This is a genomic window from Streptomyces sp. NBC_01335 (genome assembly GCF_035953295.1).
In the GTDB taxonomy this organism is placed as follows: domain Bacteria; phylum Actinomycetota; class Actinomycetes; order Streptomycetales; family Streptomycetaceae; genus Streptomyces.
On the sequence record NZ_CP108370.1, the window covers coordinates 3744346 to 3757514 of the forward strand.

A 13169-nucleotide genomic window follows, 5' to 3' on the forward strand; every position below is an offset into this window, starting at 1 on the left:
CCACTGGTCCGAATTGGGGACGGGCCCCGCACCGGTGGCCGGAGCCGCCCGGACGTGCGCGGACGCGAAGCGGGAAGTCCGTTTCCGGGGGGTCTCGTTGATCACCGGGAGTGATCATGGGCGGGGGCCGGACGGCGGCCCCCGATCGCCGGGGCGGCCGGATCCCAGCACTGCGGCCTCTCCCGGCCGGCGGCGGCGCCGGTCGGCCCGTCGGAGGCCGGCCACATCCGTCGCTCTGGGTGAGACGGGCCCGGAGGCAACCGGAGGCCCCTGCCGACCGCCCGTTCCGTGGCGAGCCTCACACTGCACGGGCCGGGAGACGGGCGCCGAGGGCCGTGCCGACGCTCCGAGCGGCGCCCCGGGTCCGGATAGCGGTACGCCTGTCCGTACCGCGAGACGATCGTTGACACGGACACGCCCAGGCGGCAGGCTCCTGGGCCATGCAGCCTCTCGGTGATCTCTCGGTCACGCTCGTGGAGCGCCGCCACGTCGATCTGGGACGCCTGGCGAGCGCCATCTGTCGCTGTTCCTGAGCGCCCGAGCCGCCGAGTTCCTGAGTCCCCGGGCTCAGGAATGCCTGGCTCGTGAACGCCTGGCTCACGAGTCCCTGGCTCACGAGTCCCTGAGCTCCTGATCCCACCGGCCCGCCGAGCGCGCCGCCGGTGGCCGCCCGCGCCGGTGGCCGCCCGCGCCGCATGTGCGGGCCCCCGGCCGCGTACCCCCTCTGCGCGGACCCCTTGCCCGGGCCCACCCGTGCCGTCCGGTCTCCGCCCCGCCCTCCCCCTTGCTTCCCGCCTGCTCCCTCAGGGGTCCGGGTGCGCCTGTGCGCGTCCGGTCGCCCTGCGGGGGCCCGTGCCCGGAGTCGCCATGTCTTCCGCCCCTCGCCCGAACCAGAACCCGACCCAGAACCCCGGCGCCGGTGAGCCCTCCGGTGCGCTCTCCCGCCGCGCCTTCGGCACCGCCGTCGGCGCGAGCGCCGCCACCGCGGCCGTGGGCCTGTCGGCCGGGACCGCGTCCGCCGCCCCGGCGAGCGCCCCGGCCGCCGCGCCGCAGCGGGCCGACTTCCGGGAGAGGCCGTTCCGGGCGGCGCGCGGCAAGCACTCCCGCCGCCCGAACATCCTCTTCATCCTCGGCGACGACCTCGGCTGGGCCGACCTCTCCTCGTACGGCGCCCCGCACATCAAGACGCCGAACCTGGACCGCCTCGGCCGCCAGGGCGTGCGGTTCACCGACGCGTACGCCGGCTCCGCCACCTGCTCGCCGACCCGCTTCAGCCTCTACACCGGCCGCTACCCGGGGCGCACCGCCGGCGGGCTCGCGGAGCCGATCGCGGACCGGTCGGTGGGCCTGGAGCCGACGCACCCGACGCTCGCCTCGCTGCTGCGCTCCACGGGGTACGCCACCGCGCTGATCGGCAAGTGGCACTGCGGGTACCTGCCGGACTACAGCCCCACCAAGTCGGGTTGGGACGAGTTCTTCGGCAACTTCGGCGGGGCGCTGGAGTACTACTCCAAGCTCGGCCTCGGCGGCGAGTACGACCTCTACGAGGGCGACGCCGCGTACAAGGACCTCCGCTACTACACGCGCATCCTCACCGAGCGGGCGAGCGAGTACGTCCAGCGCGACCACGACAAGCCGTGGCTGCTGAACCTCAACTTCACCACCCCGCACTGGCCGTGGATCGCGGACGGCGACACCGAGGAGAGCGCGGAGGTCGTCCGGAAGATCAAGGCGGGCAATGTGGCCGCCCTGTTCCACAACGACGGCGGATCGGTCGAGAAGTACAAGGAGATGGTCGAGGACCTCGACCGTTCGGTCGGAAAGGTGCTCGACGCGCTGAGGAAGTCGGGTCAGGAGGAGGACACCCTGGTCTTCTTCGCCAGCGACAACGGCGGCGAGCGCTTCTCGTACCAGTGGCCGCTCTCCGGCAACAAGAGCTCGCTCCAGGAGGGCGGCATCCGGGTGCCCGCGGTGCTGCGCTGGCCCGCCAGGATCGATGCCGGGCAGGTCAGCGACCTGCCGGTGTTCTCGCCGGACTGGACCGCGACGCTGCTGGAGATAGCGGGCGCCCGCCCCGCCCCCGCGTACCCGCTGGACGGCACCAGCCTCGGCGGCTATCTGCTGCGGGGCGAAGAGGTCCCGGAGCGCGACCTGTTCTGGCGGGTGCGCGGCGAACGCGCGGTGCGCCGGGGCGACTGGAAGTACTACCGGGGCAAGACCGGGGGCGACCAGCTCTTCAACCTGCGCGCGGACCAGCGCGAGCAGGCGAACCGGGCGGCCGAGGAGCCGGAGTTGCTGGCGGAGCTGCGGGCGTTCTGGGAGCGGACGAACGCGGAGTTGCTGCCGTACCCGGCGAGCGCGGGCACCTCGCCGTTCTGAGCCGCGCCCGCCGCACCTCACAGGACCCGTCCCGCCGCCCGTACCTGACACCGGGCGGCGGGACGTTCCCGCCGCTCGACCCCTGACCCGCCGCTCAGCCCATCAGCGGCAGCAGCCCCGCGAGATCGGCCCGTTCCCCGCTCGCGGAGATCCGCGCCGCGTCCCGCTCCTCGGCCCAGCCGGCCCGCCCGGTGGCCAGCCGGATCCAGGTGAGCGGGTCGGTCTCCACGACGTTGGGGGGCGTGCCGCGGGTGTGCTGGGGTCCGCCGAGGCACTGGACCACGGCGAACGGCGGGACCCGCACCTCCACCGACCCGCCGGGCGCCCGCTCGGCGAGGGCGTCCGCGAGGAGCCGGGTGGCGGCGGCCAGGGCCTGCCGGTCGTACGGGACGTCCAGGCCGGTCGCCGCGTTGAGGTCGTCAGTGTGCGCGACCAGCTCGACGGTCCGGGTGACCAGGTAGTCGCCGAGCCGCATCGAGCCGGTGCGGGTCGGCAGCAGCCGGTCGGGGTCGGACGGGACCACCACCGCCTCGAAGCGGGCCGTGACCTCTCCGTACAGGGCGGTGATGTCGGGGTGGGCGGCGGCGAGCGCGCGGACGTCCTCGTCGATCCGCCCGGCCCGCGCCGCCGTCGAGAACGGCCACTGGACCAGGGTCAGTTCCGGCTTCGCGCCGGGCGGCTCGGGCAGCTCCAGGTTCCGGGAGACGGCCGAGAGCGCCGCCGCGAGATGGACGGCCAGCTCCCGCACGGTCCAGTCGCCGAGCCGGGTGGGCAGCGCGAGTCGGTCGTCGGTCAGCCCCGCGACCGCCCGCCCGACCAGGGCGAACTGCGCCAGTACGGCGGTGCGGGTGCGGTCGGGGTCGTAGCGGCGGGCGCGCTTGCGGGTCGTCGGCGGCATGCCGTCGAGCGTACGGCTCCGAGGGGCGCCGGACACCGGAACCCCGGGCCCGCCCCGGAACAGCGCGATGCCCCCGCCCGGCGGACCGGACGGGGGCATCGGCGTACGTGCACCGGGAGAGACTCAGGCGAGGAGCGCCGGAATCGTGCTCTCGTGCGCGGTCCGCAGCTCGGTCAGCGCAATGCTGAACTCGCCCTGGACCTCGATCTCGTCACCGTCGACGACACCGATGCGGGTGACGGGCAGACCCCGTGCGCCGCACATGTCGTTGAAGCGGAGCTCCTCGCTGCGCGGCACCGAGACGACCGCGCGCCCCGCCGACTCGGAGAAGAGGAAGGTGAACGCGTCCAGACCGTCCGGGACGACCAGCCGGGCACCCTTCCCGCCGCGCAGGCAGGACTCGGTGACCGCCTGGACGAGACCGCCGTCGGACAGGTCGTGCGCGGCGTCGATCATGCCGTCGCGCGAGGCCGAGATCAGGATCTCGCCGAGCAGCTTCTCGCGGCCCAGGTCGACCTTGGGCGGCATCCCGCCGAGGTGCTGGTGGACGACCTCGGACCAGGCCGAGCCGCCGAACTCCTCGTGCGTGTCGCCGAGCAGGTAGAGCAGCTGCCCCTCCTGCGCGAACGCCACCGGGGTGCGCCGGGTGACGTCGTCGATCACACCGAGCACGGCCACGACCGGCGTCGGGTGGATCGCGGTGTCACCGGTCTGGTTGTACAGCGAGACGTTGCCGCCGGTGACCGGGGTGCCCAGCTCCAGGCAGCCGTCCGCGAGACCGCGGGTGGCCTCGGCGAACTGCCACATGACGTCCGGGTCCTCGGGCGAACCGAAGTTCAGGCAGTCCGAGATCGCGAGCGGCTTCGCGCCGGAGGCGGCGACGTTGCGGTACGACTCCGCCAGCGCGAGCTGCGCACCGGTGTAGGGGTCGAGCTTCGCGTAGCGGCCGTTGCCGTCGGTCGCCATGGCCACGCCGAGGTTGGTCTCCTCGTCGATGCGGACCATGCCGGCGTCCTCGGGCATCGCGAGCACGGTGTTGCCCTGCACGAACCGGTCGTACTGGTCCGTGATCCACGTCTTCGACGCCTGGTTCGGCGAGGAGACGAGCTGGAGGACCTGCGCGCGCAGCTCGGCGCCGTCCGCCGGACGGGCCAGCTTGCCGGCGTCGTCGGCCTGGAGCGCGTCCTGCCACTCCGGGCGGGCGAACGGGCGGTGGTAGGTCGGGCCCTCGTGGGCGACGGACCGCGGCGGAACGTCCACGATCTGCTCGCCGTGCCAGAAGATCTCCAGCTGGGAGCCCTCGGTCACCTCACCGATGACGGTGGCGATGACGTCCCACTTCTCGCAGATCTCCAGGAAGCGGTCCACGTGCTGCGGCTCGACGATCGCGCACATGCGCTCCTGCGACTCGCTCATGAGGATTTCCTCGGGCGAGAGGGAGGAGTCGCGCAGCGGCACGGTGTCCAGCTCGACGCGCATGCCGCCGGAACCGGCGGAGGCCAGCTCGGACGTGGCGCAGGAGAGCCCGGCGCCGCCGAGGTCCTGGATGCCCGCGACGAGCTTCTCCTGGAAGATCTCCAGGGTGCACTCGATGAGGAGCTTCTCCTGGAACGGGTCGCCGACCTGCACCGCGGGGCGCTTGGCCGGGCCGGTGGACTCGAAGGTCTCGGACGCGAGGACCGAGACGCCGCCGATGCCGTCGCCGCCGGTGCGGGCTCCGTAGAGGATGACCTTGTTGCCGGGGCCGGAGGCCTGGGCGAGGTGGATGTCCTCGTGCTTCATCACGCCGATGCAGCCGGCGTTGACGAGCGGGTTGCCCTGGTAGCAGGCGTCGAAGACGACCTCGCCGCCGATGTTCGGCAGGCCGAGGCAGTTGCCGTAGCCGCCGATGCCCGCGACGACGCCCGGCAGGACGCGCTTGGTGTCGGGGTGGTCGGCCGCGCCGAAGCGCAGCGGGTCGACGACCGCGATCGGGCGGGCGCCCATGGCGAGGATGTCGCGGACGATGCCGCCGACGCCGGTCGCCGCACCCTGGTAGGGCTCGATGTACGACGGGTGGTTGTGCGACTCGACCTTGAAGGTGACCGCGTAACCCTGGCCGACGTCGACCACACCGGCGTTCTCGCCGATGCCGACGAGCATCGCGTCGTTGGCGGGGACCTTCTCGCCGAACTGCTTGAGGTGGACCTTGCTGCTCTTGTAGGAGCAGTGCTCGGACCACATCACGGAGTACATGGCGAGCTCGGCGCCGGTGGGACGGCGGCCCAGGATCTCGCGGATGCGGGCGTACTCGTCCTCCTTGAGGCCGAGTTCCTTCCAGGGCTGTTCGGCGTCCGGGGTCTCGGCCGCGTGCTTGACCGTATCCAGGCTCATGCGTTGACCAGCTTCTTGATGATCGAGGTGAAGAAACCGAGGCCGTCCGTGCCGCCGGTGCCGATCAGCGGCTCGACCGCGTGCTCGGGGTGCGGCATGAGGCCGACGACGTTGCCGGCGGCGTTGCTGATCCCGGCGATGTCACGGAGCGAGCCGTTGGGGTTCACGTCCATGTAGCGGAACGCGACGCGGCCCTCGGCCTCCAGCTCGTCGAGCGTGCGCTCGTCGGCGGTGTACCGGCCGTCCATGTTCTTCAGCGGTACGGAGATCTCCTGGCCGTCCGCGTAGTCCGCGGTCCAGGCCGTCCCCGTGTTCTCCACCCGCAGCTTCTGGTCGCGGCAGATGAAGTGGAGGTGGTCGTTGCGCAGCATCGCGCCGGGCAGCAGGTGCGCCTCGGTCAGGATCTGGAAGCCGTTGCAGATGCCGAGGACCGGCATGCCCGCCTTCGCCTGCTCGATGATGGTCTCCATCACCGGCGAGAAGCGGGAGATGGCTCCGGCCCGCAGGTAGTCGCCGTAGGAGAAGCCGCCCGCGAGGACGACCGCGTCGACCTGGTGCAGGTCCTTGTCGCGGTGCCACAGCGAGACGGGTTCGGCCCCCGCGACCCGGACCGCGCGCAGCGCGTCCTTGTCGTCGAGGGTGCCGGGGAAAGTGACGACGCCGATACGAGCGGTCACTTCGCGGCCTCCTCGGACTCCACCTTCACGACGAAGTCCTCGATGACGGTGTTCGCGAGGAAGGTCTCGGCGAGTTCGTTGATCCGGGCCAGGGCGGCGTCGTCGACCGGCCCTTCGACCTGAAGCTCGAAACGCTTCCCCTGGCGAACGTCGGCGATTCCCTCGAAGCCGAGACGGGGCAGTGCGCGCTGCACCGCCTGTCCCTGCGGGTCGAGGATCTCCGGCTTGAGCATGACGTCGACTACGACGCGTGCCACTGGCACTCCCAATGGTGTGGTGCGGCTGGGTCTCCGGGGGGTTCCCCAGACCCCGGCGGGTCCTGTCAGCGTACCTGCCGGAAATTTCTACGCGGGTAGACAAGGATCTGCGGATCACGTACGGATATCGATCGCCACCGGTCCGGGAAAAGTCCGAGGAAAAAATCAGTACCGATTGCGGACGGACACGCGAAACAATTGGGCGGGCTTCACAATGCCGTACCACCGCTGTACAAATGATTACCAAGGAAAGCATCACGGCTCGAAGAACACCGGAACACCGATGCCTCGGAATCGGGCCGGGGCCCGCGAGCCCGGCCCGAACCGACAGTTGAGAACCCAGGCAGCCGGAAGGCCGGCGTCCGCGCACGTCATGACGGGCGGGCGCCGCAGGAAAGGACCGATATCCGTGGCGCAACGCGTAGTGGTCACGCTCTCCGACGACATCGACGGGGGACAGGCGGCGGAAACGGTCACTTTCGCCATCGACGGGAAGTCCTACGAGATCGATCTCAATCCCGTCAACGCGAAAAAGCTGCGGAAGACCCTGGCGCCGTACGTGGCGGCCGGTCGAAAGCAGACAAAAGCCGGAAAGCACGGCAAGACTCCCGTTTCCTACCGTCACACCTCCCTCGCCCCCGACCCGGCGGCCGTCCGCGCGTGGGCGCGGTCGCACCAGATGGACGTGCCGGCCAGGGGACGCATCCCGAAGAGGGTCTACGAGGCTTTCGAACAAGCGAGTTGAGCACCGGGCGGGACCCGGCGGCAGCGCCCGGAGGTCCGCGACGGCCTCCGGGACGGCTCGTACGGGACCTCGCCGCGACATCCGCGAGGGAGCCGACTTGCGCTTCACCCCCGCAGTTCGGATAGAGTCTGGATCACGCCAAGGGGCAAGGCCGAAAGGCCCCAACCACAGCAGCGTGCGGGTGTAGTTCAGTAGTAGAACACCCCCCTTCCAGGGGGGAGGCGCAGTGTGCGATTCCTGTCACCCGCTCTGCATCGCTTTCCGACCACTCCGGTGGATCGGGTAGAGTGGTGCTCGCGCCGCCCGGTGAAAGCCGAGCGGAGGCAATGCGGACGTAGCTCAGTTGGTAGAGCGCAACCTTGCCAAGGTTGAGGTCGCCAGTTCGAACCTGGTCGTCCGCTCCAGAAGAAAGACCCCGGTCGTATTCGACCGGGGTCTTTCTCGTGTGCGCGGGATGCGTGTGCGGGGCCGACGCCGATCTCTTTTCTTTCCGGGGTCCGGTTCCGCGGCGTGGGCAGCCGTGTGCGTCATGACAGATGTCATGCGGGGTGGTGACGGCCCGCACTGCCGCCGGGCTCCGTCCCCGGCCAGCCTGGAGTGCATGACCAGTGACGCCCATGGCGGCGAACCAACCCCTGCCGGTACGGCGGTGATCGAGGCCCACGCGGTGCGACGGCGGTACGCGGGCGGCTTCGAGGCCGTCTCCGGGATCTCCTTCTCCGTACCGCGCGGGGAGCTCTTCGCCCTGCTCGGCACCAACGGCGCCGGGAAGACCTCCACGGTGGAGCTGCTGGAAGGGCTCGCGGTGCCGGACGCCGGGACCGTACGCGTCCTCGGCCACGACCCGTACCGCGAGCGGGGCGCCGTCCGGGCCCGGACGGGGGTGATGCTCCAGGAGGGCGGCTTCCCGTCCGACCTGACGGTGACCGAGACCGTGCGGATGTGGGCCGCGTGCACCAGTGGCGCCCGGCCCGTCGGGGAGGTGCTGGAGGTGGTGGGGCTGACCGGCCGCGCCCGGGTCCGCGTCAAGCAGCTCTCGGGCGGTGAGCGGCGCCGCCTCGACCTGGGGCTGGCCCTCGTCGCCCGCCCGGAGGTCCTCTTCCTGGACGAGCCGACGACCGGGCTCGACGCGGAGGGCCGGCGCGACACCTGGGAGCTCGTCAGGAGCCTGCGGGACGGCGGCACGACGGTGGTGCTGACCACGCATCACCTGGAGGAGGCCGAGGCGCTCGCGGACCGGCTGGCGATCATGCACGGGGGCCGGATCGTGGCCTCCGGGACGACGGCCGAGGTCACGGCCGGGCAGCCGGCCCGTATCCGGTTCCGGCTGCCCGAGGGCGTCCCGGCCGACCGGCTGCCGACGGGCCTGCGGAGCCCGGACGGGGCGGCGGCGGGCGGATGGACCGAGATCCGTACCCGCGCCCTCCAGGAGTCGCTGCACACGCTCCTAGGCTGGGCGGCCCGGGAGGGCGTCGTCCTCGACGGGCTCGACGCCCGGTCCGGGTCGCTGGAGGAGGCGTTCCTGGAGATCGCGCGCACCGGGAGCGGGGACGTTCCCGGGGGTGCGATCACCGGGGGCTGGGAGCGGTCCGGGGCGCGGCGGACGCAGGGGGCGGCGGCATGAGCATCACCACGACGGCGGGCCTCTCCACGGCCCGCACCACGGCGGTGGGGCGGCTGACCGCCCTCGCCCGCGCCGAGCTCACGCTGCTCGCCCGCAACAGGACGGCGGTCTTCGTCGCGGTGCTCATGCCCCTGGCGATGACGGTCGCCCTCAAGTCCTCCCTCGACCGGGTCGATCTCGGGCCCGCCGGGATGTCCGTCGCCGGGGCGGCACTGACCGGCGGGATCGGGGTGGCGCTGATCCAGGTCGTCCACATGAACCTCGTCTCCACGTACGTCGCCCGGCGCGAGGAGCTGGTGCTGAAGCGGCTGCGGACCGGGGAGATCCGGGACCTGGAGATCCTCGGCGGGACGGCGCTGCCCGCGGCCCTCCTGCTGCTCGCGCAGAGCGCGCTGATCGTGGCGGTCGGCGGGGCCGCGCTGGGGCTGGGGGCGCCCCAGCGGCCCGCCCTGCTGGTGGCGGGGCTGCTGCTCGGCTGTGTCCTGCTCGCCGGGCTCGCGGCGCTCACCTCGGCCGGTACCCGCACGGTGCAGACCGCGCAGCTCACCACCCTGCCGTTCTTCCTGGTCTCCGGGATGGGCTCGGGGCTCTTCGTCCCGCTCGCCATCCTCCCGGACCGCCTCGCCGCCGCCTGCGAACTGCTGCCGCTGACCGGGGTGATGACCCTCGTCCGCGCCGGATGGCTGGGCGGCGAGTCCGGCGGTGCGCTGGTGCGCGCGGCGGTCGCGGCTCTGGCCTGGACCGGGTTCGCCGTGTTTGCTGGGCGGCGGTGGTTCCGATGGGACCCGCGGCGCTGAACCACGGCGCCGACGGCACGGGGGACGGAGAAACGGTGATCCGGCGTACGAGGGAGTGGCGGCGCCGCTGGCAGGGGCGCGGCCGGCTCCAGCGCATCGACCTCTACCAGCGGGCGACCCTGGAGACGATGCCCTGGTTCTTCCTCCTCACCTGGGGCCTCGCCCCGCTCGCCGCGGACCTGCGTCACGACCCGCTGCCCTGGGCGCTGGGCGGCCTGTTCACCCTGGTGTGTACCGCCCAGTGCGCGTACCTGCACCGGACCCTGCTCCCGGCCCACCGGTCCTACCTGGGCCGGGGCACCTTCCCCGCCCGCGGTCTGGCCGTCCCGGTGGTGCTGCTCGCCGCCGGGCTGGGGCTGCTGGTGGTGCTGGCCGCCGTGCACGGGATCGACGGCGACGGGCTCACGATGTTCGCCCTCGACCTGCCGATCGCCTTCGTCACCCCGTACGTCCTCCTCGTGCCGGTCCGCAGCTTTCTGCTGCACTGCCTGGCGTACGCGGTGGTGAGCGCCGGGCTCTTCGCGGCGGTCGGGGTGCGCGGCGGGCCGCTGGCCGGGGTGGCGGGTGCGGGGCTGCTCAGCGGGCTGTTGATGCTGCTGGCGGTACGGCCCTCCGCGTGGAGCCTGAGCGTGATGTGGCAGGCGGAGGAGGCCCGCGACCTCCAGGCGCGGCTGGCGGTGGCGGAGGAACGGCTCCGGTTCGGCCGGGACATGCACGACGTGCTGGGCCGCAACCTCGCGGTGATCGCGCTGAAGAGCGAGCTCGCCGTCGAACTCGCCCGGCGCGGAAAACCCTCGGCCGTGGACCAGATGGTCGAGGTCCAGCGGATCGCCCGCGCCTCCCAGCACGAGGTCCGCGAGGTCGTACGCGGCTACCGGGAGGCGGATCTTCGCGCCGAACTCCACGGAGCGCAGGCGGTGTTGCGGTCGGCCGGCATCGACTGCGCGATCGAGGAGGACCGGGCGGCGGCGGACCGGCTGCCCGCCGCCGCCGGATCGGCGCTCGGCTGGGTGGTGCGCGAGGCGACCACCAACGTGCTGCGCCACGGCGACCCGCGCCACTGCGTGATCCGGCTCGCGGCGGACGAGGGGTCCGTGCGGCTGGTCGTGGAGAACGACGGGACGCCCGGCCCGGGGCCCGCCCCGGGGCCCGCCGCCGGGGGCTCGGGCCTGCCGGGGCTGCGGGAGCGGCTCGCCGCGCTCGACGGCTCGCTGGAGGCGGGGCCGGCCGGGGGCGGGCTCTTCCGGCTCACCGCCACGGTGCCGGTGGACTCGCTCACCACGTGCGAGCCGGAACCTGTGGCGGAACGCGGAGCAGAATCCGTGCCGGAACTCGTGCCGGAACTCCTGGAGGAACGTTGACCGCCGCGCCCGAGCCGGTGCCCGCTGCCGCCGAGGTCCCCCCGCCGGTGCGTCTGCTGCTCGCGGACGACGAGCATCTGATCCGGGGCGCGCTCGCCGCGCTGCTCGCGCTGGAGGACGACTTCGTGGTGGTCGCGGAGGCCGCGACCGGGCCCGAGGCGCTCGCCATGGCACTGGCCCACCGGCCCGATGTGGCGGTCCTCGATCTCCAGATGCCGGGGGCCGACGGTGTGAGCGTGGCCACATCCATCCGGGCCGAACTGCCCGGCTGCCGCACCATGATCGTGACGAGTCACGGCCGCCCCGGGCACCTGAAACGGGCCCTGACCGCCGGGGTGCGCGCGTTCGTGCCCAAGACGCTCAGCGCCCGCCGGCTGGCCGAGATCATCCGGATCGTGCACGGCGGAAACCGTTATGTGGACCCGGAGTTGGCGGCCGACGCTATCTCCGCGGGGGACTCGCCGCTGACCGCCCGGGAGGCCGAGGTGCTGGAACTGGCTGCGGACGGCGCCCCCGTGGCGGAGATCGCCGCGCGGGCTTCGCTCTCCCCCGGAACGGTCCGCAACTACCTCTCCTCGGCCGTCTCCAAACTGGGTGTGGAGAACCGTCATGCGGCAGTGCGTTTCGCTCGGGCTCAGGGATGGGTATAGTTGTCATCGCGCTCAGGCGCAGATGCGAACGTAGCTCAGCTGGTAGAGCGCAACCTTGCCAAGGTTGAGGTCGCGAGTTCGAACCTCGTCGTTCGCTCCACGTGAGAAAGGCCCCGGTCCTCAGGACCGGGGCCTTCTTCGTGTCCGCAGGCCCCTCGGAGCCGTACCCCTTCTCCAGGGAAACGCGCTGCCGCACGGGGCACGCACTGCCTCAGGGGAGAGGCGCCGCACGCGGGAGACGCTCCGCACGCGGGAGACGCCGCTGCTCAGGGGGACGCGCTGCCGCCGTCCCCTCGTGGTGGGGGCGGCGGCAGCGTCGTGGTGGGCCGGCTGGACGGCTACTTCCAGCTGAGGCCCGTGAGTCGCTCGTACGCCTCGATGTACTTGGCGCGGGTCGCGTCGACGACCTGCTGCGGCAGGGCCGGCGGCGGGGTCTCGCTCTTGCGGTCCCAGCCGGAGGCCGGCGAGGTCAGCCAGTCGCGGACGAACTGCTTGTCGTACGAGGGCTGGGCGTGGCCCGGCTCCCATGCGGAGAGCGGCCAGAAGCGCGAGGAGTCCGGGGTCAGAACCTCGTCGCCGATGATCAGCTCCTCGGCGCCGTCCGTGCCGGTCGCCCAGCCGAACTCGAACTTGGTGTCGGCCAGGATGAGCCCCCGCCCGTGCGCGATGTCCCGGGCGCGCCGGTACACGTCGAGGGTCGTCTGGCGCAGCAGGGTCGCCGTCTCCACGCCGACCGTGTGCGCGACCTCCTCGTAGCTGACGTTCTCGTCGTGGTCGCCCACGGCGGCCTTCGTCGCCGGGGTGAAGATCGGGCCCGGCAGTTCGGAGCCGTCGACGAGCCCCTCGGGGAGGCCGATGCCGCAGACCGTGCGGGAGGCGTCGTACTCGACGAGCCCGGAGCCGGTCAGGTAGCCGCGGGCCACGCACTCGACCGGGACCATCCGCAGCGAACGGCAGATCGTCGTGCGGCCCTCCCAGTCGGCGGGGGCGCCGGCCGGCACCTCGGTGGAGATGACGTGGTTGGGCACCAGGTCGCCGAGCTGGTCGAACCACCAGAGCGACAGCGCGGTGAGCACCCGTCCCTTGTCCGGGATCTCGGTCGGCAGCACCCAGTCGTACGCGGAGATGCGGTCGCTGGCGACCATGACGAGGTCACCCGCCTCGTTCCGGTACAGCTCACGCACCTTGCCGGTGTGCAGGTGGGTGAGGCCCGGAACCTGGACGGGCTCGGGCTTTTCTACGAAACCGGACACGCTGCCTCCGCGTAGGTTGATCCAAGGGTCGCGGGTCCGATTGTCCCGTATGCCGCCGCCACCTCGCCGCGTGGGGCGGTCCGGCGGGGTACGCGCACCGGGCGGCCACGCCCGCACCGGCCCACCGCCCACCTGCGGTTCGCCCTGGCCGTGGG

12 protein-coding genes and 3 tRNA genes are annotated in these 13169 nt (G+C 72.4%); 10 read left to right on the forward strand and 5 right to left on the reverse strand.

Features of this window, described 5'->3' with window-relative positions; genetic code table 11:
* Positions 1 to 440 precede the first annotated feature (440 nt).
* Positions 441 to 533 (forward strand): putative leader peptide, encoded by a 93-nt coding sequence (locus tag OG599_RS35465; RefSeq protein WP_327269069.1) that lies wholly within the window; start codon positions 441 to 443, stop codon positions 531 to 533.
* Positions 534 to 867: 334 nt separating this feature from the next.
* Positions 868 to 2379, forward strand: a complete 1512-nt coding sequence (locus OG599_RS16070) for a sulfatase family protein (protein WP_327176663.1) — start codon at positions 868 to 870, stop codon at positions 2377 to 2379.
* A gap of 94 nt (positions 2380 to 2473) precedes the next feature.
* Here the strand turns inward: OG599_RS16070 and OG599_RS16075 are convergent, their stop codons facing one another.
* The 4 genes from OG599_RS16075 to purS all read right to left on the reverse strand — a co-directional run bounded on the left by OG599_RS16075 (position 2474) and on the right by purS (position 6584).
* The gene (locus tag OG599_RS16075; protein WP_327176664.1) at positions 2474 to 3277 is read right to left on the reverse strand and encodes a maleylpyruvate isomerase family mycothiol-dependent enzyme; all 804 of its coding nucleotides are present in this window, start codon (positions 3275 to 3277) and stop codon (positions 2474 to 2476) included.
* Between the two features lie 123 nt (positions 3278 to 3400).
* Positions 3401 to 5650: a phosphoribosylformylglycinamidine synthase subunit PurL gene (purL, locus tag OG599_RS16080; protein WP_327176665.1), complete on the reverse strand. Its 2250-nt coding sequence runs from the start codon at positions 5648 to 5650 to the stop codon at positions 3401 to 3403.
* Complete coding sequence (gene purQ / locus OG599_RS16085; protein WP_327176666.1) at positions 5647 to 6327, reverse strand: phosphoribosylformylglycinamidine synthase subunit PurQ; 681 nt, start codon at positions 6325 to 6327, stop codon at positions 5647 to 5649. Before purQ ends, purL begins: the two co-directional genes overlap by 4 nt.
* Positions 6324 to 6584, reverse strand: a complete 261-nt coding sequence (gene purS / locus OG599_RS16090) for a phosphoribosylformylglycinamidine synthase subunit PurS (RefSeq protein ID WP_266706271.1) — start codon at positions 6582 to 6584, stop codon at positions 6324 to 6326. Before purS ends, purQ begins: the two co-directional genes overlap by 4 nt.
* Before the next feature lie 409 nt (positions 6585 to 6993).
* Between purS and OG599_RS16095 the strand changes: the two genes are divergently transcribed.
* The 8 genes from OG599_RS16095 (at position 6994) to OG599_RS16130 (ending at position 11861) form a co-directional block, all read left to right on the forward strand.
* Positions 6994 to 7329: a histone-like nucleoid-structuring protein Lsr2 gene (locus tag OG599_RS16095; protein ID WP_327176667.1), complete on the forward strand. Its 336-nt coding sequence runs from the start codon at positions 6994 to 6996 to the stop codon at positions 7327 to 7329.
* 177 nt (positions 7330 to 7506) lie between these two features.
* Positions 7507 to 7578, forward strand: a tRNA-Gly gene (locus OG599_RS16100).
* Between the two features lie 79 nt (positions 7579 to 7657).
* A tRNA-Gly gene (locus OG599_RS16105) sits at positions 7658 to 7733 on the forward strand.
* Between the two features lie 197 nt (positions 7734 to 7930).
* A complete protein-coding gene (locus tag OG599_RS16110) occupies positions 7931 to 8953 on the forward strand; it encodes an ABC transporter ATP-binding protein (protein WP_327176668.1) in 1023 nt (340 codons plus the stop codon).
* Entirely contained in the window at positions 8950 to 9750 is an 801-nt protein-coding gene (locus OG599_RS16115) for an ABC transporter permease (RefSeq protein ID WP_327176669.1), read from the forward strand. The genes OG599_RS16110 and OG599_RS16115 overlap by 4 nt, the downstream gene beginning before the upstream one ends.
* Positions 9732 to 11111, forward strand: a complete 1380-nt coding sequence (locus OG599_RS16120) for a sensor histidine kinase (protein WP_327176670.1) — start codon at positions 9732 to 9734, stop codon at positions 11109 to 11111. The genes OG599_RS16115 and OG599_RS16120 overlap by 19 nt, the downstream gene beginning before the upstream one ends.
* Positions 11108 to 11761, forward strand: coding sequence for a response regulator transcription factor (locus tag OG599_RS16125; RefSeq protein ID WP_327176671.1), 654 nt, complete (start codon positions 11108 to 11110; stop codon positions 11759 to 11761). The genes OG599_RS16120 and OG599_RS16125 overlap by 4 nt, the downstream gene beginning before the upstream one ends.
* Before the next feature lie 24 nt (positions 11762 to 11785).
* Positions 11786 to 11861, forward strand: a tRNA-Gly gene (locus OG599_RS16130).
* A 238-nt stretch (positions 11862 to 12099) separates the two neighbouring features.
* Here OG599_RS16130 and OG599_RS16135 read toward each other — a convergent pair.
* A complete protein-coding gene (locus OG599_RS16135; protein WP_327176672.1) occupies positions 12100 to 13014 on the reverse strand; it encodes a phosphoribosylaminoimidazolesuccinocarboxamide synthase in 915 nt (304 codons plus the stop codon).
* Between the last annotated feature and the right edge of the window lie 155 nt (positions 13015 to 13169).

Excerpts from the sequence above, each read along its gene's own strand:
- OG599_RS16075 (WP_327176664.1), bottom strand. The coding sequence starts at position 3,277 with ATGCCGCCGACGACCCGCAAGCGCGCCCGCCGCTACGACCCCGACCGC.
- purL (WP_327176665.1), bottom strand. The coding sequence starts at position 5,650 with ATGAGCCTGGATACGGTCAAGCACGCGGCCGAGACCCCGGACGCCGAA.
- OG599_RS16120 (WP_327176670.1), top strand. The coding sequence starts at position 9,732 with ATGGGACCCGCGGCGCTGAACCACGGCGCCGACGGCACGGGGGACGGA.
- OG599_RS16110 (WP_327176668.1), top strand. The coding sequence starts at position 7,931 with ATGACCAGTGACGCCCATGGCGGCGAACCAACCCCTGCCGGTACGGCG.
- OG599_RS35465 (WP_327269069.1), top strand. The coding sequence starts at position 441 with ATGCAGCCTCTCGGTGATCTCTCGGTCACGCTCGTGGAGCGCCGCCAC.
- OG599_RS16070 (WP_327176663.1), top strand. The coding sequence starts at position 868 with ATGTCTTCCGCCCCTCGCCCGAACCAGAACCCGACCCAGAACCCCGGC.
- OG599_RS16115 (WP_327176669.1), top strand. The coding sequence starts at position 8,950 with ATGAGCATCACCACGACGGCGGGCCTCTCCACGGCCCGCACCACGGCG.